Genomic DNA, 20,622 nt, shown 5'->3' on the forward strand with positions numbered 1-20,622 from the left:
TGGTCCTTGTTCTTCGAACTGCATCCCGGCCCGTGGCTATCAGGCCACATCAAGAGGCCTGACACACGACCGATAGAATTCCTCGTTCGCGGACTACCGTCAAAAAATCTTCTTGCCAAACCGGGGGCATCCACACACGCCCCGCCGCGATCCGTTCCACAGACTTGGAAGCTCCGCTTCGCGAGGTCGATCGTAAGGATTTGCACTTGTGTCATCTGCCTTTCCTCCGTGAGCGCTACCATGCGCGGGGCAGGCATCATACTCCGATGCCAACCGGAGGGGCATCCACCCCATCAGTTCATACTGTTGGTGCTATCAACAATTTCACTCAATGTCCGGCTTCCCCATTGGTCAATGCGCGGAGCGCAGTGGAGGCAACGATCTGTTTCGTTCTGCCTATCGATATGCCCAAGGCCGTCAAGCGGACATTGGAAGCCAGACTGATCGACGCAGCGAAGGAAATCTCCTTCGCTGCCCATGGATGAGGCAGCCCGTCCTTACAGGGGTATTGTCAGAACTCCCATGGGAGAATGACATTGAGCCAAACAGGGTTGCGCCGTCACTGTACCGTCCGTGGTGGGGCCAAGGTATGGGAAAAGACGATTTCGTCTCCTCCCTGCGTGCTCGCGTTTGTCGGGTCAGTAAGATGACAAAAGCATGTGCTTTCCGTGCAAAACGCTCGGAAAGTCGGACGTGCTTCATACTCCTGTGGCTTTATCTTTCGCGGTGATCGTTCTCTACTTTCATCCAGCGACGAGTGCGAGCGCACGGACTGGCGAGCCGGTGCCTTTTACGAACTTCAAAGGGGCTGCGATCAGGATCGCGCCCTTGGCCGGTAGTTGGTCAAGATTGCTCAGGCTTGCCAGACCGTATCGGTTTGCCTTGTGCATAAGATTGTGTGCTGGAAACGGTGGGGTCATATTTCCCGCCGATCCCGCATCTGTACCGATCGTTTCCTGACCCCAGCCAACAATGCCTTTGGAAAGCAGATACTCGATTGCTTCGGCCGTTGGTCCTGGAGAATGCGGGCCGTTTTCATCGGCATTCAGAAATGTATCAGTCGAACCATTGCGCTTGTACCAGTCGGTGCGCATCAAAACCCATGATCCGGCTTCAATTTCTCCGTGCTCGGCTTCCCATTCCTTGATGCTCTCCACCGTCAGAAGATAATCGGCGTCGGCGGCGGCCTGTGCGGAACGGTCAATTACGTTTACGGGAGCAACGAAGTTCTGCGGCGGGATCGTATCGGTGGTGTTGTCGGCGTGATCTTTGCCGGTAATCCAGTGACAGGGAGCATCGAAGTGGGTGCCGGTATGCTCGCCAAGCTCTATCCAGTTCCAGGCCCAAAACGGCCCGTTTTGATCGTATTTGCTTATAGTGTGAACTTTAACATTCGGCGTGTTCTTGCCGAACTGGGGGGGAAGGTAAAGGACAGGCGTATCCGGGCCAAGTGGGGCCGTGATATCAACGACCTTGACGGCACCAGACAGTAGCCCAGATGCAAGGCTGGAAAGAGCAGATATATCGTTCATGAAATCCCCATTTCGTCCTGAACCGGCGCCGGCATTATTGTGCGGTCGTTGATGAACCGGTCTCTTTCGGACGTTCGCTCGAAGCCTATGGCAGAGAATATGCTCTTGCAAGTATCCCTTTGTGAAAATCTTCTTGGACCGTCTCTTGGAACGGAGGAGTAGGCGTCTGAAAGGCAATTATCTGGACTTTTTTGTAAGAGGGGGACAGTCCGACTGACAATAAATCTCTGGCGGAGGCGAGTGTCATTATATGCATTCAAGTATAATAGCGGTCGCCGGTGGAAACTTCGCGTGCGTGTCCAAGGCTTGCATATTGTATCCTCACAGTTCGATTGCTTTTCAGGAGGATTGCGTCCCGACCAGCGGACCAATAAAAGGCGCGGGGTGAGGCACTCAGGTTTATTTAGGCTTGAAATATCGGCTGGCTGGCGCAATTCTCGTGACTGCAGCGCAATAATATCACCGGGCGGGTAATGGATCTTGAATTTATAGTCACTGAAGTTGATGAGGGCGAGAAGCAGGAATTGCGCCTCTGGCTTCGTATGCTGGCAACAACGAGACTGGTTTCACAGGAAATTCGCCGCCGTCTGCGCAATGAGTTTGGCGTGACATTGCCACAATTCGACATTCTTGCCCAGCTTTACCGGGAGCCGGACGGATTGAGGCTGGGGGAGCTGTCGCGCCGGACCATGGTGACGAACGGCAACATAACCGGCCTGATTGAACGGCTGGAATCCGATGGACTGGTGCGCCGTGAGACACCCGGAGCCGACAGACGTGTTACTGTCGCGCAGTTGACCGAAGCCGGACAAGCGGTATTCGCCAAAATGGCACGGGTCCATGAGAGCTGGCTACGGGACCTTATGGCTGAGCTCGACCGCGAAACGATCGCTTCGCTGCTGAGAGATATGAAACATCTCAAGGAATCGGTTGGTGGTCACCTTATCGATGATAATGAAGAATAGTATTCTCTTCTGCCTGTTCCATATGAACCGCATTGCTCTATCTTCTTCTGCCGTCGCGTTGATTATTGAATAAAAAACAAATAATAACAAATAGATAGAAGATAAATCATGTTTCCATGACAGCAAAGGCTTCAGGAAATATTCTTCTTGCTTATTTGATCAAATGATCGTTAGATTGGGTGTGCGGGGATCGTTTCGGTTGGAGCGGCGTTTCTGCGTACCCCTCAAAACAAGTGCCAGCAGCGGAACGGCGGTGCTGGCATTGGTCCGCCTGCCGATCATGTTCCCGGCAACGTCGCTTTGGCCGTCGTCTCAGGGCGGGCCAATGCCGACAACAACAGGAGAGATACATTCATGGCCCGCCTAGCCAAACGTATTACCGAAAGCTCCCGCAAATCCTTTGGTATGTATGCTCGGGCGGCAGCGCTTGGCGCGAATGCCGGTGACCTCATTCACATGGAGCTTGGCAGCCCCCATTCGGATACGCCAAGGCATATCAAACAAGCGACGGTCGACGCATTGATGTCAGGCGATGTTCACTATTCGCATTTTCAGGGAATTCCTAAATTGCGGGAAGCCTTGGCGGTCCGTCTGCGGGAAAAGAATGGTATGGATGTTTCAGCCTCCGATATCGTTGTCACCAATGGGCTGACCCACGGGTCCTTTGCCGCTTTCATGGCGCTGCTTGATCCGGGAGATGAGGCAATCCTGTTGGAACCTTATTATCCTCAGCATATCGGCAAGATAGAACTCGCTGGAGCCAAACCCATTCTGGCACCGCTGGATGCCAGCGATCGGTTTTCAATCAAGGCGGAACTGATCGAACCGAAAATCACAGCCCGCACAAAGGTAATTGTGCTGATCAATCCGTGTAACCCGACGGGACGGGTCTATAGTCGTGAGGAACTTGAAGTCCTGGCGGATATTGCCCGTCGTCACGATCTGGTGGTGGTTTCAGACGAGGTTTACGAAGAGATACTGTTCGATGGCGCACGTCATATTTCGATTGCTTCGTTGCCCGGCATGAAGGAGCGAACGATTTCAATGTTCGCCTTTACCAAAAGTTTCGCCATGGATGGCTGGCGCCTCGGCTATCTCGCAGCGCCTCCGCATATGATCGAAGGCATTTTGAAGATCACGACCAACGACGTCACTCACGTGAACACATTTGTTCAGGCGGGAGCACTGGCGGCCGTATCCGGTCCGGAGGAGATACTGGCCGAACTGGTGACGGAAGACAAAGTGAAGCGCGACATTGTCGTATCGCGGTTAAACCAGATGTCAGGTGTCACATGCGACTGGCCAGAAGGCACGATTTACGCATTTCCCAAAATCGCTGCGTTGGGTCTTAAGTCCCAGGATATGGCTGAACGCATCATGACCGAGACAGGCGTGGTGGTGGAAGCGGGGAGTTTTTACGGAGCGGGCGGCGAAGGACATCTGCGTGTCTGTTTCGGTTCGCAATCGGTTGCACGTGTCAATGAAGCCATGGATCGCCTACAGCGTTTTTTTGGTTCCATTTGAGCCGTTGGAAAGCATCTTTGCTACAGCACGATTGTTCAAGCCGACGCGTTTTTAGTTGAAACTTAAAATTCAGTGTGATCAAATAATCAAATAGGTCGACACAAGTAGAGCCTGGACTTCTACCGAAAAGAAACGACCCATAGAGGGAACAACAATATGATGATCTGTCGCCGTACATTTCTGGCTATGGCAGGCCTTGTGGGCGCCTTTGCCATAACAACCGCATCTCTGGCTGCCGACACGCTTAGTATCGGTGCATATCCCAGTAATCCTCCTTTTGAATTGAAAAACGCCGATGGGACATTCCAAGGGTTCGAAGTTGATATAGCTACGGAGGCAGCAAAGCGGGTCGGTCTGAAGCCGGAAATAGCTGATTACGGGTTTCAGGCACTGTTTGCCGCGACCACTTCTCGCCGTATCGACGTGGCCGTTTCGTCTATCACGATCACGCCCGAGCGCCTGAAATCGCAGTCCTTCACCCAGCCTTATTACGATTCAGACATTGGGGTTGCCACCAAGGCCGATAGTGCTGTCACAGGACTAGGTGATCTGAAAGGCAAGACGGTTGGCGCACTTTCTGGCTCTACCGGCGAAAAATGGGTCAAGGAAAACAAGGAGACCAGAGGTTTCGCCGATATCAAGGGCTACAACTCGCAACAGGATCTGTTTCTCGATCTCGGTGCAGGCCGTATCGACGCCGTCATCTCTGACATACCCGGCATGGAGCATCTCTTTCTCAAGATGAAGGGTTTTGCCGTGAAAGACCGAATTCAGACCGGCGAACAATATGGTCTGATGATGGCGAAGGACCATCCGTTGCTTGGCAAGCTCAACGATGCAATTACCGCGATGAAGCAGGACGGTACCACTGCGGCTATTCATAAAAAATGGTTTGGTACAGACCCAGCAGCCAGTTCTTCGACAGTAACCGTCGTACCGATCCCGAAGTCGTAGTCTTTTGACGTTGATGGCAGATGGGCCACATTTGCAGGATTGGCCCATCTTCGACCGTTACTGCTTCAACTGACCGGTCGTGCGCTCCCGGGATTGCCTGCGAAGGACGCCAATATGACATTCGTCGAAACCTTCCTGAATGCCGATGTTCTCGCTTCGAGTCTGCCAGCGCTTGGACGCGGCCTGCTCAATACGTTTCTTATCGGTATCGCCAGCATTTTCTTTGGTGTTCTATCAGGCTTGCTGATCAGTATTGTGCGCATATACGGGCCGAAGATACTTCGTTATCTCGCCATCGCCTATATTGATGTATTCCGCGCCATGCCGGTTTTGGTGGTGCTGATCCTCATCTATTATGCGCTTCCATTCATCGGCATACGTTTTTCGGCCTGGACTTCAGCCATCTTGTCTTTTTCCATGGTCATGGCCGCATATTCGGCGGAAGTGTTCCGATCCGGCATTGAAAGTGTGCCGCGCGGTCAGTTTGAAGCCGCTTCGGCTCTTGGAATTTCATTCCCGGTTACTCTTTGGAAAGTGGTTTTGCCACAGGCAATCCGTATCATCATTCCGCCGACTACCAGCAATTGTGTTTCCATGTTCAAGGACACTGCACTGGCGTCTACTGTAGCTCTGCCCGAGCTTTTGAAGGAAGCGCAGGACGCACAGGCGCTTTATGCCAATCCGACACCATTGATTGGCGCGGCACTGATTTATCTCATCCTTTTGCTGCCGCTGGTGCGCCTTGTGGCGCTCCTTGAGGCACGCTTCAAAAAAGAGAAAGTCCGATAGATCGCCTTCCGGTTTCACCAGTGGCATCGGCAATAGCAATATGGCAGACAGAACATGAGCGGCTATTTTCTCTATCACTCGATCGGCACCTTTCCGGGTAAAGCGGAAAAAGTGAGAACGGCACTCAATCGTTACTCGGATATATGGTCGGCGGAAAATGACGCTCAGTGGCCGGCAATGCTGGAGGAGCGGAGCCATTTCATCCGAAGTTGGGAAAGCCTGATTGGCGCTCCCGCTGGATCCATGACCACTGCGGAAAATGTGACGCTGGCCCTTTACAGCCTGATCGGTGCTTTGCCGGATGAATTATTGCGCGGCCGCCGCATTTTAACGGCTGCCGATTGTTTCCCCAGTCTGCATTTTCTACTGGCCGGGTTGCAGGCTCGGTTCGGATTCACGCTTGAAACGGTGCCCATGAGACCGGGTGAGAGTTTTGTACGTGATGAAGACTTCATCGACGCCTGGGGCAGCGACGTTGCGGTTGCGTTGGCAACATGGGTGTCATCCACGACGTCGAAGCGTGCAGACATGGACCTGATCTGCAAATACGGCAAGCAACACGGCACGATCATCGTGGCGGACATCACTCAGGGTGTTGGTATTCGTCCCTTTTCCGTCGGTGAGATAGACGTGGTGGTAGGGTCGTCTCTCAAATGGTTGTGCGGAAGCTCGGGAGCAGGGGCGATCTACGTCCGCCCGGAATTATTGGCCACATGCAAGCCGGAACTGCGCGGCTGGTTTAGTCAACCCAATCCGTTTTCCTGGAATCTCGATACGTTTGCCTATGCCGAGGATGCGCGGCGCTTTGACCATGGCACGCCTGCCGTTCTGGCGGCTATCGCCTCACAACCCGGTCTTGATTTTGTTTCCGCGATGGGGGTCGATATACTGGCCCGGCACAATGAACTGTTGACCTGCATAATTGCGGAACGGATAGCTGCCAACCCTGCACTGGCACTGGCCTCTCCAGAAAAGCCTGAAGAGCGGGGCGGCAGTGTAATGGTGCAGGCGACTTCTGTTGAAAAGGCGGCGGCGATCGCGGCCGCATTGAAGGAAGAAAATTTCTATTGTGATTGTCGCAGTCGCATTCTGCGGTTTTCACCAGGGTCGGTGACCTCCCGTGCGGAAACAGAAGCATTGTGCGACGCGCTGGATAGGCTGGCGATTGGTTAAGCATTGCAGTTAAATGCCGATTTCTACTCGAACCCGTTGTTTTCACCGTATTTATGCGGCACCCGGTGATCCTATCGGCCGTTAAAATGCTATAGCTAAAGAACACGGAGACAAGGGATTTGAAGCAAATGATCGGTGAAACCCGTCTGTTGAAAGTATCCTCACGCGTAACTGTACAGGACGGCGTCTACGAACAGCTTCGCCAGGCTTTGATGTGGGGATCATTCGAGCCATCGCAGGCAGTGACGATAGCTTCGCTTGCCGCGGAGTTCGGTACAAGCCATATGCCGGTACGCGAGGCGCTGCGACGGCTGGCGGCGGAAAACGGACTGGAAATTGCCCGCAACGGATCGGCACGCGTTCCCGATATTTCGCGTGAAAGGCTGGACGACATTTCTCGAGTTCGCGTCGCTCTTGAAGGGCTTGCCACTGAACTTGCAACACCACGGATGGGAGCTGCAGACATTGACCGCTGCCTGACGCTGGCGCGAGAGCATGAGGCTCTCGGCCATGAAGGCAAGATCTATGACATGCTGCGCAAGAATCACGAATTTCATTTCACGATCTATGAACTGTCGGGATCGGAAACGTTACCTCAGATGATTGAAACGCTGTGGCTGCGACTTGGACCCTATATGCGTCTTCTTTCCAATCATGTTCGTCAACAGGTTGATGATGGCATTGTCCATCCTTATTCAGCCTATCATTACGAAATGCTGGACGCCGTCCGCGCTGGCGACGCAAAGAGGGCGGGCAGCCTGATGATCAAGGATATAGAAGCTACGCAAAAGCTCTTGCAGAAACTCTGCTAGGCGCAGATGTGCTCAATCTTGCAAAATGGCGTGGGCGAAGCCGTGGATGTGCCAAACGCCAGATCGTTGTCATAAGCGCTAAACCCTTTCGAGTGCGATGGCGATACCTTGTCCTACTCCGATGCACATCGTGGCAAGGGCAAGGCGACCGCCACCAAGTTTCAGTTCCAGCGCTGCGGTGCCAGTGATGCGCGCTCCAGACATGCCGAGCGGATGTCCGAGAGCGATGGCACCACCATTCGGATTGACGCGGGTATCGTCGTCGGCAATTCCAAGAAGGCGCAACGTGGCCAAACCCTGGCTGGCAAAGGCTTCATTCAACTCGATTATATCGAATTGCTCCTGTCTCATTCCCAGCCGTGTCATCAATTTCTGACTGGCCGGCGCTGGACCAATACCCATGATGCGTGGAGGAACGCCGGCCGTCGCGCCGCCCAGAACGCGAGCGACAGGTGAAAGGCCGAATTTGCGGGCAGCAGCTTCCGAAGCAATGATGAGCGCGGCTGCACCATCGTTGACGCCGGACGCATTGCCAGCCGTAACCGTGGCCCCTTCCAGCCGGTTGATTGGTTTCAGTTTGGCCAATGCATCAAGGGTAGTTTCACGCGGATGTTCGTCAGCGCCGACAATCACGGGATCGCCCTTGCGCTGAGGAATGGAAACAGGTGTAATTTCTTGTGTCAGTCGACCGTTGCCTTGTGCTGCTGCAGCCTTCTTCTGGCTTCGCAAGGCGAATTCATCCTGATCGGCGCGTGTGACCGCGTAATCGACAGCCACGTGATCCCCGGTCTCCGGCATGGAGTCGATGCCGTATTGAGCTTTCATTACCGGATTGACGAAGCGCCAGCCAATTGTCGTATCGTGGATTTCCGCGCGACGCGAGAAGGGGCTGTCTGCCTTGGGTAAAACGAAGGGTGCGCGGCTCATGCTCTCCACCCCACCAGCAATCATAAGTTCTGCTTCGCCTGCACGGATGGCTCGTGCGGCGGCGAGCACTGCATCCATTCCGGAACCGCACAGTCTGTTGATTGTCGTCCCTGTAACAGCAACGGGAAAGCCCGCAAGCAATGCTGCCATGCGCGCAACATTCCGGTTATCTTCCCCCGCTTGATTGGCACATCCGAAAATCACGTCCTCAATCGCCTCGCAATCGAGTGCCGGATTACGCTCAACGAGTGCTCTGAGCGGTGTAGCGGCAAGATCATCCGCGCGGACGCTGGACAACGCTCCGCCAAAACGCCCTATTGGTGTGCGGATGTAATCGCAGATGAAAGCTTCTGTCATCGGGTTTCTCCAGTCTGGCGTGTCGCGAACATGGGGCCGCCCTTGATCGAGGGGAAGCCGTAGCCGTTGACCAAAACGAGATCGATGTCGTCGGAATGGCGCGCAATGCCTTCTTCAAGCAGGGCTTGCCCTTCATGCGCCATGGCGGCGAGCAGGCGCTGCATGATCGCTTCATCGCTGAAGCCGCGTGCGACAATGGCATTGCGTGCGCGGTAATCGTCGATCAGCGCGTGGACGTCCGGATCGTTTGTGCGAACACCGTCCACATAACGATACCAGCCGAGACCGGCTTTGCGACCAAAACGCCCAGCTTCGCATAACTTGTCGGCAACATCGAAATAGGGAAGGTTGGGATCGCGGCTTGCCGCCGCTCTCTTGCGCCGCGCCCAGGCAATTTCCAGGCCAGCCATGTCGTAAACCGCGAAAAGCCCCATCGGAAATCCATAGGCTTCCATGGCGCGATCGATATCTTCGGGATAAGCGCCTTCGGCCAGCATCTTCTCGGCTTCCGTGCGATAGGCCGAAAACATCCGGTTGCCGATGAATCCTTCGCAAACACCGGTGACGATGGGCAGCTTCTTGATCTTGCGGGCAAAAGCGATGCCGGTTGCAAGCGTCTCGTCGGATGTTTCCGCACAGCGCACCACTTCCAGGAGCCGCATGATATTGGCTGGCGAGAAGAAATGCAGGCCCAGCACCCGGTCGGCGCGGTTTGTGACAGCGGCCAGTTCGTCCGGGTTGAGATAGCTCGTATTGGTCGCCAGAATGGTTGCCGCAGGCAGCAAGGCGTCAAGCTCGCGGAACAGCGAGGCCTTGACGGTGAAATCATCGAATACAGCCTCGATGACGAGATCGGCATCGGCAAGCGCGGCCATGTCGGCGCTGACGGAGAGCTTTGCACGCTGCGTGTCAGCGGCCTCAGCGGAAAGCCTGCCGGTATCGACGGCCTTCTGGATCATATCGTTAATCCGCGCGTGGCCCTTGGCAGCGGCTTCCGCCGTCGTTTCATAGCCGATGACCTGGTAGCCAGCCGCAAGGCAGGCAACGGTAATACCTGATCCCATCAAGCCGGTTCCGGCGATGCCGATGGTGGAAAGCGCCAGAGGTTTCGCCTCCATGCCTTCCACTTTTCCAGCGGCGCGTTCGGCAAAAAACAGATGCCGCAAAGCTGCTGCCTCTTCGCTGTCGCGCAGGCGGAGGAACGTTGCGCGTTCTTCGGCCAGACCGTCGACAATCGCGGTCGTTGTGGAGAGCTGCACCAGCCGCGCGGCTTCGCCGGGGGCGGTCGCGCCGCGGGCTTTCTTCAGTATTTTCGCCTTGGCCTGCTCAAAGGCGGCAGCATCGGGTGCGGTAACTGGCAGATCGCCGGTCCGGCGCAAGGGCTTGCCGACCAGCGCATTGGCAAGCGCGATGGCGTCGGCCACAAGCTCGCCGCCCGATATCTGATCAATGAGGCCCAATTGCTGCGCTTCGTCCGGGGCGATCTGGCGTCCGGTGGCGATCATGTCCAGGGCCGCAAGCGGCCCGATCAATCGGGGCAGGCGCTGTGTGCCGCCAGCGCCGGGCACGATCCCAAGCTTAACTTCGGGCAAGGTAAAAGTGGCGCTGGTCGATGCGATCCGCGCGTGAGCGGCAAGTGCAACCTCCAGTCCGCCGCCCAAAACAGGGCCGTTAATCGCTGCCACTACGGGTTTGCCGGCGCTTTCGATGATCGCGATGACATCCGGCAATGTCGGTTCGACCGGCGGCTTGCCGAATTCGCGAATATCCGCCCCGCCGATGAAGATCTTGCCTGCGCCGCTCAGCACGGTGGCGCGGATCGCCGCTTCTGCGGAAGCATGGCGAATGGCTGCGGCAAAACCTTTGCGCACCTCGGCGGAGGTGGCATTGACCGGCGGGCTGTCGATCGTGACGACAAGAATGCCATCGACAACAGTGCCGGTCACAACGGAGGAGAATTCGCGTCTATCGGCCATGGCGGTCTCAGTCCGGTATAACGGCGAAAGCCTGTATTTCGATCTTGGCCCGATCTTCGACCAACGCGACCACCTGCACCGCCGCCATGGCGGGGAAGTGCTTGCCGATCACGTCGCGATAAGCGCGACCGATGCCTTTCAGATTGGCGGTATATTCAGCCTTGTCGGTGAAATACCAGGTCATGGAGGCGATATGCTCCGGCCTGCCGCCAGCTTCCGCCAGAATGGCGACGATGTTTTTCAGTGTCTGCTCGGTCTGCTCGACGAAATCGTCGGTCTCGAACTGTTGCTGTTCGTTCCAGCCGATCTGGCCGCCGATATAGACGGTGCGTCCACGCGCCTCAACGCCATTGGCATATCCGATGGGGCGGGCCCAGCCTTGCGGCTGAAGTGTCTTAAGCATGTTGTGTCTCCAGAAAATGCGCGCGGGAGGCGGGCTTTAATTCGCCTTCAGCAGTTCGCGCGCGATAATGAGTTTCTGCACTTCCGTTGCGCCCTCATAGATGCGAAGTGCGCGTATCTCGCGATAAAGCCGCTCGACGATTTCGCCGCTTTTCACGCCGCGACCGCCAAACATCTGCACCGCCTTGTCGATGGTTTGCTGGGCGTTTTCCGTCGCAACCATCTTGGCCATTGCGGCCTCCTTGGTTGTGTTCAGCTTCTGAACGTCGCGGCGCCATGCGGCGCGATAGGTCAGAAGCGCTGCGGCGTCGATATCGGTCGCCATGTCGCCAAGCGTGGCTTGGGTCAGCTGTAGGTCGGCCAATGCGCCGCCGAACATCGGACGCGACCGCGCATGCGACAGCGCCTCGCTGGCTGCACGGCGCGCAAAGCCAAGTGCTGCCGCCGCAACCGATGCACGGAAAATATCAAGCGTGCGCATGGCGATCTTAAAGCCCTCGCCCGGCGCGCCGAGGCGGCGAGAGGCCGGGATGCGGCAATTGTCGAAGCGGATCGTCGCCAGCGGATGCGGCGCGATCACGTCGATGCGCTCCGCGATGGAAAAGCCGGGATCAGTGGCGAAAACGACAAAGGCCGAAATGCCCCGTGTTCCGGGCGCTTCGCCTGTGCGGGCAAAGACGGTGTAAACATCAGCGATGCCGCCATTGGAAATCCAGGTCTTTTCGCCATCGAGCACATAGTGGTCGCCATCGGCTCTGGCAGCGCAACTCATCGCTGCCACGTCAGATCCCGCAAGTTTTTCCGACAGGGCAAAGGCTGAGATCCATTCGCCGCTTGCCACTTTCGGCAGCACGGCCTGCTTGAGCTCGTCCGATGCGGTGAGGCTGATCGCGCCGGTGCCAAGGCCCTGCATGGCAAAGGCGAAATCCGCCAGACCATCGTGATAGGCCAGTGTCTCGCGAGCAATGCAAAGCTTGCGGGAATCGATCCCTTCGCCGCCGGTCAGGCTGACGGCTGCTTCCAGCAGCCCGGCTTTGCCCAGTGCTTTCACCAAAGCGCGGCAGGCATTGTCCGTGTCGCTGTGATCGACATCGGCCAGTACCGGGCTTTGAGCAAAGGCATCCAGTTTTGCGGCCCAATCGGCATGGGCTTTGTCAAAAAACGGCCAGTCGAGGTGCCCCCGCGTCAGCGGCAGTGCTGCGGAACTTTCCATCATCAGTTCCCCTCGAAAACGGGCTTCTGCTTGGCAGCGAAAGCCTCGAAGGCGCGGCGGAAATCCTGCGTCGCCATGCAGATCGCCTGCGCTTGCGCTTCCGATTCCACCAGTTCTTCAATGCCCATTGCCCATTCCTGATTGAGCATGGTTTTGGTCATGCCATGCGCGAACCATGGACCATCGGCGATATTGCGCGCCAGTGCCTCGGCCTTGCCAAGCAGGTCGCCCTGGGGGTGAAGCGCGTTGAAGAAGCCCCAGCGTTCGCCTTCGTCAGCGCTCATGAAGCGTCCGGTATAAAGCAGTTCCGATGCGCGGCCCTGACCGATCAGTCGCGGGAGAATGCCGCATGCGCCCATATCAGCGCCAGCAAGGCCGACGCGGGTGAAGAGGAAGGCTGTCTTTGCTTCCGGCGTGGCGATGCGCAAATCCGATGCCATGGCCAGAATGGCGCCAGCGCCTGCGCAAATGCCATCAACAGCGGCGATGATCTGTTGCGGACATTTGCGCATGGCCTTGACGACATCGCCGGTCATGCGCGTGAAAGCGAGAAGATCGGGCATTGTCATATGGGTCAGCGGTTCGATGATTTCGAACACATCGCCGCCCGAAGAGAAGTTTCCGCCAGCGCCGGTCAGCACGATGGTCCGTACGTCGGAGGCATAGGCGAGATCGCGAAACAGATCGCGAAGCTCGGCATAGCTTTCAAACGTCAGCGGGTTTTTCCGGTCCGGGCGGTTCAAGGTCAGCGTGGCAACGCGACCGTCTCCGCTTGTCTGCCATAGAAAATGCGTGGCCTGATAGTCCTTGAAAGGCTTCAGATTGCTGGCCATCGAAACAGTGCCGTCGTTCATCCTGCCATTACCTCCCCACCGGCGATTGCAATCGCCTGTCCAGTTATCGATTGCGCGCCGGGCGATGTGAGCCACAGCACGGTTTCAGCTACTTCCTCGGGCTGTATCAGGCGTCCCTGTGGGTTCGCTTTGACGAATTCTGCCAGAACATCTTCCTCCGACCGTCCGGTCTTGGCGACAATGGCCGCAATCGAGCGGGAAATGATCGGCGTATCGGTGAAACCGGGGCAGACGGCATTGACGGTCACGCCCTTGCGGGCGAGTTCCAGCGCCAGCGCGCGGGTCAGGCCCACGACGCCGTGTTTTGCAGCGCAATAGGCCGAGACATAAGCATAGCCGCTGAGGCCCGCCGTGGAGGCGATATTGATGATGCGCCCGCCTTTGCCGCCCGCCTTGATGTCATCAAGGGTCGCCTGCGTCACATTGAAAACGCCGGTCAGATCGACATCGAGAACGCGGCTCCACATATCTAGGCTGGTTTTCTCGAAAGGTGCGCTCGGTGCTTCTCCGGCATTGTTGACAAGAATGCTGACCGGCCCGAATGCGGCGCGCGCGCTGTCCAGCCCGGTTGCAATGGCTTCGCGGTTGGTCACATCGAAACCATCGGCAATGAAGCACCGCTGACAGCCCAAAAGGGCGGCGGTTGCTTCCAGCGGTTCGCGACGGCGGCCTGCAAGCGTTACATTGGCCCCGGCGCGCGCAAGACCGACCGTGATAGCGGCGCCGATGCCACTACCGGCGCCGGTGACCAACGCATGCTTGCCGGAAAGGGCAAGCCCAACAGCGGCATCGTTCATCGCAATCTCCCCGTTCTCTCGCCGGCTCTATTTCGCGCCTTGCGGCGTAGCTGCGGCGCGGGCGAGATTGGCTTCATATTGATATTTGGCGGAGCGATATTGCTTCGGCCATGCGATGGAGTTGATGCCGATTTTCGCGGCCTCATGCAGCGTCCAAGACGGATCGGCAAGATGCGGTCGGGCCACGGCGCAGAGATCGGCGCGCCCAGCCGCGATGATCGAATTGGCATGATCGGCTTCCGAAATCGCGCCGACGGCAATGGTCGGAATGTGGATTTCGTTGCGAATCTTGTCGGAGAACGGGGTCTGGAACAGCCGGCCATAAACCGGCTTTTCTTCCTTCCAGACCTGACCCGACGAACAGTCGATCAGATCGGCGCCAGCAGCCTTGAACATCTCGGCAAAGATCGCCGCATCTTCCGGCGTGTTCCCGCCTTCAAACCAGTCGTGACAGGAAAGACGAACCGAGATCGGTTTGTCCTGCGGCCAGACTTCGCGGATTGCGTGGAAGACTTCCAGCGGATAGCGCGCGCGGTTTTCATAACTTCCGCCATATTCATCCTCGCGCCGGTTGGTGAGCGGCGAGAGGAAGCTCGACAGAAGATAGCCGTGTGCACAATGCAGCTCCAGCCAATCGACGCCCGCTTCTGCGGCGCGTTTGGTGGCGGCGACAAAGTCGGCTTTGACCCGGTCCATGTCGGCGCGGTCCATCGCCTTCGGCGTCTGGCTGTGCTTGAGATAGGGTAGGGCGGAAGCAGACAGAAGCGGCCATGACCCCTCTTCGAGAGGCTGGTCGATCCCTTCCCACGCAAGCTTGGTTGCGCCTTTACGTCCGGCATGGCCGATCTGCATGCCAACCTTGGCATTGCTGTTGCTGTGAATAAAATCCACAACGCGATTCCAGCCTTCGGCCTGCGTATCGTTCCAGATGCCAAGACAGCCGGGGGTAATCCGCGCATCGGGGGACACGCAGGTCATTTCGGCAAAGACCAGTCCTGCGCCGCCCATGGCGCGGCTGCCGAGATGTACCATATGGAAATCGTCGATCAGGCCATCAGTTGCGGAATACATGGCCATTGGCGACACGACGATGCGGTTCGGTAGTGTCACGCCGCGCAGCGTATAGGGCGTGAACATCGGCGGCAGGCAACGTTCATCTTCTGTCACGTTCAGCCCCTGCTTGCGAGCGAACCAGCGCTCATAACCTTCGAGCCAGTTCTTGTCGCGCAGGCGCAGGTTTTCGTGGCTGATGCGCTGCGAACGCGTGAGCATGGAATACATGAACTGTTCCGGCTCCAGCGTGTCCGCATAGCGTTGGCCTACGACCTCGAACCATTCCATGGCGTTGCGCGCAGCGTTCTGGATACGAGCGACATCGACCCGGCGGATTTCCTCATAGGCATGCAGGACTTCAGGAATGCCCTCCTTGCCGTGACCGAGCTTCTGGAACTGGTTGGCCAGTTCGATGGCGTCGTCGATGGCGAGTTTGGTGCCCGAGCCGATGGCGAAATGCGCGGTATGGGCTGCGTCACCCATCAAGACGACATGGGAGTTGCCGTTGAAGTGGCTCCATTTCCCGCAAATCAGACGGTTGAAGTTCAGCCAGGCAGAGCCGCGCAAATGGCGCGCATTGGTCATCAGCGGCGCGCCTTCCAGCGTTTCCGCAAAAAGCTTTTCGCAGAAATCGATGGAGGCGGTCTGGTCCATCTTGTCCAGACCATGCGCCAGATAGGCTTCCTCTGTGGTTTCGATGATGAAGGTCGAGGTCTTATCGTCGAACTTGTAGATATGCGCCTGGAACCAGCCGTGATCGGTTTTGCGGAAATCGAAGGTAAAGGCGTCGAACAGCTTTTCCGTGCCGAGCCAGATATAGCGATTGGGGCGAACGATCAGATCGGGTTCAAAAACTTCCTCATAGCGATTGCGGATGCGGGAATTCAGTCCATCCGACGCAATGATAAGATCGGCGTCGGGGAAATCGAGATCGCTTTCCACCTCAGTTTCAAACTGAAGCTTCACGCCCAGCGCTTCGCAGCGCGCTTGAAGAATGTTGAGCAGGCGTTTGCGTCCGATGCCGACGAAGCCATGGCCGCTGGTGCGCTGGCGCGTGCCTTTGAATAGCACCTCGATATCGTCCCAGTGATTGAAGGCGTCCTGAATTTCAGCCGCACTTTCCGGGTCCCAGACCTTCATCGATTCCATCGTCGCGTCGGAAAACACCACGCCCCAGCCGAATGTGTCATAGGGGCGGTTTCGCTCCACGACCGTGATGTCATGCTCTGGATGAAGCTTCTTCATCAGAAGGCCGAAATAAAGGCCGGCCGGACCTCCTCCAATACACACGATACGCATGTTGAGTTCCCTTCCCGATATGCTGCCAAACGGCGCCGGTTAATTATTTTAAGTTTAAAATATAATTGGCAACTTCGATGCGTCAAGCGAAAAAAACGCTACCATTTTTCAAATGGCTTCGAGGGCGAGGAGTTTGGTGACGCGGAAAAATATGCAAATGCAATAATTATCGTTAGTCTGAAAACCACTATTGACATGTTTTGGAATTGGAAAATATGCTGATGCAAATGAATTGATATTCCGGCAAACGGAAAAGGGGAACTGTCATGGCGGAGCGGTCATTCGCCCGCGAGGTCGAGGATCTGAAGCTCGGCGAAGGCGATATTTTCAGCGGTGAAGGCATTCTCGCCATTACCAAGGCACTGTTGCAGTCAGGCGTGTCCTATGTCGGCGGCTATCAGGGCTCGCCGATTTCGCATCTCATGGACGTTCTCGCCGATGCGAAGGACGTGATGGAGGATCTGGGCGTCCATTTCGAATCGTCCGCATCGGAAGCTGCAGCAGCGGCCATGCTTTCCGCCTCGGTGATGTATCCGGTGCGCGGGGCGGTCACCTGGAAATCGACGGCTGGCACTAATGTGGCGTCCGACGCCCTGTCCAACCTTGCCTCTGGAGGTGTGACCGGTGGCGCGCTGGTCATTATCGGTGAAGATTACGGCGAAGGCTCTTCCATCATGCAGGAGCGAAGCCACGCCTATGCGATGAAATCGCAAATGTGGCTCTTGACCCCGCGGCCCAACCTGCCTTCGATCGTGGAAGCCGTTGAAAAAGGCTTTGAACTGTCGGAAGCCTCCAACACGCCGGTCATGTTGCAGGTGGGTATTCGCAGCTGCCATGTGCATGGTCAGTTTGTGGCGAAAGATAATAAGAGACCCGCCCACACGCTGGCCGAAGCGCTGGAAAATCCGAGGCGCGACGTCAATCGCATCGTCCTGCCGCCTGCATCTTTCCTGCACGAGAAGGAAAAGCTCGAAAAGCGCTGGCCTGCAGCTGTCGAGTTCGTCAAAGCCAATCGTCTCAATGAATATTTCGGCCCGAAAGAGGGCGATGTCGGCATTATCCTGCAAGGCGGGCTTTACAACAGCGCCATGCGTGCCCTGCAGCAAATGGGGCTGGCCGATGTTTACGGCGAAAGCCGCGTTCCGCTTTATGTGATGAATGTCGCCTATCCGATGATAGACGATGAAGTCATCGACTTCGTTGCCGGCAAAAAAGCCGTGGTGGTGCTGGAGGAGGGCGCACCTGAATATATCGAGCAGGCGTTGCATACGCTGCTGCGCCGCCGCGATATCCAGACAAAACTGTCCGGCAAGGATGTGCTGCCGTTGGGCGGCGAATACACAACGCCCGTGCTTTTGAAGGGCCTGACGGCATTCTTCGATGCACACGCGCCGCAATTGCTCGGCAACCGTCCGCCGCTGCCCGATCCGTCGGCGGTTCTGGCCGATGCGCGCGTCAAGGCGCTGGCCGAAGTGGTGCCGCCGCGTCCCGCCGGTTTCTGCACCGGCTGTCCAGAGCGACCGATCTTCGCCGCCATGAAACTGGTGGAAAAGGAGCTCGGCGAGCATCACGTGTCTGCCGATATCGGCTGCCACCTCTTTTCCATTCTGCCGCCGTTCAATATCGGCGGCACCACGATGGGCTATGGCCTCGGTCCGGCCTCGGCTTCCGCTTTCAACGTGCCTGCGGGCAAGCGCTCCATTTCGGTGATGGGCGATGGCGGTTTCTGGCACAACGGCCTTGCCACTTCGGTCGGCAACGCGGTCTTCAACAAGCAGGATGGCGTCATCCTCGTGGTCGACAATTACTATTCGTCGGCGACGGGTGGTCAGGACATCATGTCTTCCAGAGCGATCAATCCGCGCCGCAAGACCAACAATTCCATCGTCGATGCGGTCAAGGGAATTGGTGCGGGCTGGGTTCGCCAGATCGACCACACCTATGATGTTGCAAAGATGCGCGACACTTTGAAGGAAGCGCTGACGACGGAAGAAAAAGGCCCAAAGATCATTGTGGCGTCGTCGGAATGCATGCTCAACAAGCAGCGCCGCGTGAAGCCGCAATTCGCCAAGGCCGTCAAGGACGGCAAGCGGATGGTCAAGCAGCGTTTCGGCGTCGATGAGGATGTGTGCACCGGCGATCACGCCTGCATTCGCCTGTCGGGTTGCCCGTCGCTTTCGGTGAAGCACACCGACGATCCGCTGAAGGACGATCCGGTCGCGGCTATCGACAATTCCTGCGTCGGTTGCGGCAATTGCGGCGAGGTTTCGGAAGCGGCGGTTCTGTGTCCGTCCTTCTATCGCGCCGATGTCATCCACAACCCGACGGGGTGGGACAAGTTCATGCATCGCCTGCGCTCCGGCGTCATTGGTTGGCTGCAAAAGCGCCGCCGCGCGTCGCGCATCGTCTTTGCGGATTGAGGAACAGGCCATGGCCACACTGAATGTATCGCCGTCCGTTCTTCTTTCGCAGGATAAACCACTTTCGATTGCCATCCTCGCCATGGGCGGTCAGGGCGGCGGCGTTTTGGCCGACTGGGTTGTGGCGCTGGCGGAAACCAATGGCTGGGTCGCGCAAACCACGTCCGTGCCCGGCGTGGCGCAGAGAACCGGCGCGACGATCTATTATCTTGAGCTGTTGCGGGCCCGCGAAGGTGCGCATCCGATCCTGTCGCTGATGCCCACGCCCGGCGATGTCGATATCGTCATCGCAGCGGAATTAATGGAAGCGGGGCGCTCGGTGCTGCGTGGCCTCGTGACGCCGGACAAGACCTTACTCATCACCTCCACCCATCGCTCTTTCGCGGTGGGTGAAAAGGAAAAGCCGGGCGACGGCACCGGCAATCCCGTGGTCGTCGAAGATGCGACAGCCTTTGCCGCGCGCAAGACCATTGCTTTCGACATGGAAGCGCTGGCAACCAAAAGCGGCAGCGTGGTGTCATCAGCCTTGTTCGGCGCGCTTGCGGCTTCCGGCGCTTTGCCCTTCGACAAAGCCGCCTTTGAAACGACGATCAAGTCTGGCGGCAAAGGCATTGAAGCCAGTCTCAAAGCTTTTGAAGCTGCCTATCAGCGCGCGCTTGGCGGCGCGAATGACAAGCTGGCAGCAACGCCTGCAAAGCGGCTCGACCCTCTGCCCGAACGGGCCGATCACCCAGCACTAGACGCGCTTATCAAGCGCATTCGCAGCGAGTTTCCGGTTGAATGCCATCCCATGCTTTTTGCGGGCATCAAGAAACTGACCGAGTTTCAGGACCCGGCCTATGCGGATGAATATCTGACCCGTTGCGCCGCCTTGCTCAAGGCGGATCGCGATAATGGCGGTGCGGCGCTTGGCTTTGCTTTCACCGAACAGGCGGCAAAATATGTCGCAGTCGCCATGGCTTATGACGATGTGGTCCGGGTGGCGGATATCAAGGTGCGTGGTTCGCGGTTCGAGCGGGTGCGCAAGGAAATCGGCCTCAAGAAGGACCAGATCGCCTATACGACCGAATATATGCATCCGCGTATGGAAGAGGTGTGCGGCACCTTGCCGAAAGGCATCGGCGCATGGATTGAAAATCGCCCGAAACTCTTTGCGTGGCTCGACAAACGTGTCAGCAAGGGTCGCCGGGTCAACACGGGAACGCTGTTCTGGTTCACCGGGCTTTATGTTGTGTCTGGCCTGCGTCGTTTCCGGCGCGGTAGCCTGCGCCATCAGCGTGAAGTCGAACACCGCGAAGCCTGGCTGGCAAAGGCTTTGGCCGCATTGCCCAAGAATTATGATCTAGCGGTTGAGGTTCTCGGCTGCCGTCGTCTGGTCAAGGGCTATTCCGATACGCATTCACGCGGCCTGTCGAAATTCGATCGCGTCCTGTCTGCTCTTCCTCTTCTGTCCGAGCGGGAAGACGGCGCGGTCTGGTTGCGGCGCCTGCGGCAAGCAGCCCTGCTTGATGAGGAGGGCATCGCGCTCGATGGCGCTCTGAAAACAATCGCAACGCTCTGATCAAAACGCGCGCC

The 20,622-nt window shown here is 57.1% G+C and carries 16 protein-coding genes; 8 read left to right on the top strand and 8 right to left on the bottom strand.

Annotated features, from left to right (window positions below; all coding sequences use genetic code 11):
- Positions 1 to 743: 743 nt before the first annotated feature.
- Positions 744 to 1,532 (bottom strand): cyclase family protein, encoded by a 789-nt coding sequence (locus AC0TOF_RS17295; protein ID WP_473769146.1) that lies wholly within the window; start codon positions 1,530 to 1,532, stop codon positions 744 to 746.
- 473 nt (positions 1,533 to 2,005) lie between these two features.
- On the opposite strand from AC0TOF_RS17295, the gene AC0TOF_RS17300 reads away from it, so the two are divergent.
- The 6 genes from AC0TOF_RS17300 to AC0TOF_RS17325 all read left to right on the top strand — a co-directional run bounded on the left by AC0TOF_RS17300 (position 2,006) and on the right by AC0TOF_RS17325 (position 7,749).
- Positions 2,006 to 2,497: a MarR family winged helix-turn-helix transcriptional regulator gene (locus AC0TOF_RS17300; protein WP_473769147.1), complete on the top strand. Its 492-nt coding sequence runs from the start codon at positions 2,006 to 2,008 to the stop codon at positions 2,495 to 2,497.
- Positions 2,498 to 2,851: 354 nt separating this feature from the next.
- Entirely contained in the window at positions 2,852 to 4,021 is a 1,170-nt protein-coding gene (locus AC0TOF_RS17305; protein ID WP_473769148.1) for a pyridoxal phosphate-dependent aminotransferase, read from the top strand.
- Between the two features lie 156 nt (positions 4,022 to 4,177).
- Complete coding sequence (locus AC0TOF_RS17310) at positions 4,178 to 4,975, top strand: ABC transporter substrate-binding protein (protein ID WP_473769149.1); 798 nt, start codon at positions 4,178 to 4,180, stop codon at positions 4,973 to 4,975.
- A 114-nt stretch (positions 4,976 to 5,089) separates the two neighbouring features.
- On the top strand, positions 5,090 to 5,764 hold the full coding sequence (locus tag AC0TOF_RS17315; protein WP_473769150.1) for an amino acid ABC transporter permease: 675 nt from the start codon (positions 5,090 to 5,092) through the stop codon (positions 5,762 to 5,764).
- 54 nt (positions 5,765 to 5,818) lie between these two features.
- Positions 5,819 to 6,937, top strand: a complete 1,119-nt coding sequence (locus AC0TOF_RS17320; protein ID WP_473769151.1) for an aminotransferase class V-fold PLP-dependent enzyme — start codon at positions 5,819 to 5,821, stop codon at positions 6,935 to 6,937.
- 128 nt (positions 6,938 to 7,065) lie between these two features.
- The gene (locus AC0TOF_RS17325; protein ID WP_122002081.1) at positions 7,066 to 7,749 is read left to right on the top strand and encodes a GntR family transcriptional regulator; all 684 of its coding nucleotides are present in this window, start codon (positions 7,066 to 7,068) and stop codon (positions 7,747 to 7,749) included.
- A 78-nt stretch (positions 7,750 to 7,827) separates the two neighbouring features.
- Here the strand turns inward: AC0TOF_RS17325 and pcaF are convergent, their stop codons facing one another.
- From pcaF to AC0TOF_RS17360, 7 genes are read right to left on the bottom strand one after another with little or no spacing between them, the layout of a single operon-like run.
- On the bottom strand, positions 7,828 to 9,033 hold the full coding sequence (gene pcaF / locus AC0TOF_RS17330; RefSeq protein ID WP_473769152.1) for a 3-oxoadipyl-CoA thiolase: 1,206 nt from the start codon (positions 9,031 to 9,033) through the stop codon (positions 7,828 to 7,830).
- Positions 9,030 to 11,009, bottom strand: a complete 1,980-nt coding sequence (locus tag AC0TOF_RS17335) for a 3-hydroxyacyl-CoA dehydrogenase NAD-binding domain-containing protein (protein WP_473769153.1) — start codon at positions 11,007 to 11,009, stop codon at positions 9,030 to 9,032. Before AC0TOF_RS17335 ends, pcaF begins: the two co-directional genes overlap by 4 nt.
- 7 nt (positions 11,010 to 11,016) lie before the next feature.
- Positions 11,017 to 11,412 (bottom strand): RidA family protein, encoded by a 396-nt coding sequence (locus tag AC0TOF_RS17340; RefSeq protein WP_122002078.1) that lies wholly within the window; start codon positions 11,410 to 11,412, stop codon positions 11,017 to 11,019.
- A 36-nt stretch (positions 11,413 to 11,448) separates the two neighbouring features.
- On the bottom strand, positions 11,449 to 12,624 hold the full coding sequence (locus tag AC0TOF_RS17345; RefSeq protein ID WP_473769470.1) for an acyl-CoA dehydrogenase family protein: 1,176 nt from the start codon (positions 12,622 to 12,624) through the stop codon (positions 11,449 to 11,451).
- 2 nt (positions 12,625 to 12,626) lie between these two features.
- Positions 12,627 to 13,478: an enoyl-CoA hydratase family protein gene (locus AC0TOF_RS17350; RefSeq protein ID WP_473769154.1), complete on the bottom strand. Its 852-nt coding sequence runs from the start codon at positions 13,476 to 13,478 to the stop codon at positions 12,627 to 12,629.
- Positions 13,475 to 14,275, bottom strand: coding sequence for an SDR family NAD(P)-dependent oxidoreductase (locus AC0TOF_RS17355; RefSeq protein WP_473769155.1), 801 nt, complete (start codon positions 14,273 to 14,275; stop codon positions 13,475 to 13,477). The genes AC0TOF_RS17350 and AC0TOF_RS17355 overlap by 4 nt, the downstream gene beginning before the upstream one ends.
- Before the next feature lie 27 nt (positions 14,276 to 14,302).
- Complete coding sequence (locus AC0TOF_RS17360) at positions 14,303 to 16,627, bottom strand: bifunctional salicylyl-CoA 5-hydroxylase/oxidoreductase (RefSeq protein WP_122002074.1); 2,325 nt, start codon at positions 16,625 to 16,627, stop codon at positions 14,303 to 14,305.
- Between the two features lie 266 nt (positions 16,628 to 16,893).
- Here AC0TOF_RS17360 and AC0TOF_RS17365 point away from each other — a divergent pair, with 266 nt between their 5' ends.
- Together AC0TOF_RS17365 and AC0TOF_RS17370 are read left to right on the top strand one after the other, a co-directional pair.
- Positions 16,894 to 19,047: a thiamine pyrophosphate-dependent enzyme gene (locus AC0TOF_RS17365; RefSeq protein ID WP_473769156.1), complete on the top strand. Its 2,154-nt coding sequence runs from the start codon at positions 16,894 to 16,896 to the stop codon at positions 19,045 to 19,047.
- 10 nt (positions 19,048 to 19,057) lie between these two features.
- Positions 19,058 to 20,608 carry an indolepyruvate oxidoreductase subunit beta family protein gene (locus AC0TOF_RS17370; protein ID WP_473769157.1) on the top strand — a complete coding sequence of 517 codons (1,551 nt, stop codon included), beginning with the start codon at positions 19,058 to 19,060 and terminating at the stop codon, positions 20,606 to 20,608.
- Positions 20,609 to 20,622 lie beyond the last annotated feature (14 nt).

The organism is Ochrobactrum sp. PL_is501, assembly GCF_055816895.1.

Excerpts from the sequence above, each read along its gene's own strand:
- AC0TOF_RS17295 (WP_473769146.1), bottom strand. The coding sequence starts at position 1,532 with ATGAACGATATATCTGCTCTTTCCAGCCTTGCATCTGGGCTACTGTCT.
- AC0TOF_RS17300 (WP_473769147.1), top strand. The coding sequence starts at position 2,006 with ATGGATCTTGAATTTATAGTCACTGAAGTTGATGAGGGCGAGAAGCAG.
- AC0TOF_RS17305 (WP_473769148.1), top strand. The coding sequence starts at position 2,852 with ATGGCCCGCCTAGCCAAACGTATTACCGAAAGCTCCCGCAAATCCTTT.
- AC0TOF_RS17310 (WP_473769149.1), top strand. The coding sequence starts at position 4,178 with ATGATGATCTGTCGCCGTACATTTCTGGCTATGGCAGGCCTTGTGGGC.
- AC0TOF_RS17315 (WP_473769150.1), top strand. The coding sequence starts at position 5,090 with ATGACATTCGTCGAAACCTTCCTGAATGCCGATGTTCTCGCTTCGAGT.
- AC0TOF_RS17320 (WP_473769151.1), top strand. The coding sequence starts at position 5,819 with ATGAGCGGCTATTTTCTCTATCACTCGATCGGCACCTTTCCGGGTAAA.
- AC0TOF_RS17325 (WP_122002081.1), top strand. The coding sequence starts at position 7,066 with ATGATCGGTGAAACCCGTCTGTTGAAAGTATCCTCACGCGTAACTGTA.
- pcaF (WP_473769152.1), bottom strand. The coding sequence starts at position 9,033 with ATGACAGAAGCTTTCATCTGCGATTACATCCGCACACCAATAGGGCGT.
- AC0TOF_RS17335 (WP_473769153.1), bottom strand. The coding sequence starts at position 11,009 with ATGGCCGATAGACGCGAATTCTCCTCCGTTGTGACCGGCACTGTTGTC.
- AC0TOF_RS17340 (WP_122002078.1), bottom strand. The coding sequence starts at position 11,412 with ATGCTTAAGACACTTCAGCCGCAAGGCTGGGCCCGCCCCATCGGATAT.
- AC0TOF_RS17345 (WP_473769470.1), bottom strand. The coding sequence starts at position 12,624 with ATGGAAAGTTCCGCAGCACTGCCGCTGACGCGGGGGCACCTCGACTGG.
- AC0TOF_RS17350 (WP_473769154.1), bottom strand. The coding sequence starts at position 13,478 with ATGAACGACGGCACTGTTTCGATGGCCAGCAATCTGAAGCCTTTCAAG.
- AC0TOF_RS17355 (WP_473769155.1), bottom strand. The coding sequence starts at position 14,275 with ATGAACGATGCCGCTGTTGGGCTTGCCCTTTCCGGCAAGCATGCGTTG.
- AC0TOF_RS17360 (WP_122002074.1), bottom strand. The coding sequence starts at position 16,627 with ATGCGTATCGTGTGTATTGGAGGAGGTCCGGCCGGCCTTTATTTCGGC.
- AC0TOF_RS17365 (WP_473769156.1), top strand. The coding sequence starts at position 16,894 with ATGGCGGAGCGGTCATTCGCCCGCGAGGTCGAGGATCTGAAGCTCGGC.
- AC0TOF_RS17370 (WP_473769157.1), top strand. The coding sequence starts at position 19,058 with ATGGCCACACTGAATGTATCGCCGTCCGTTCTTCTTTCGCAGGATAAA.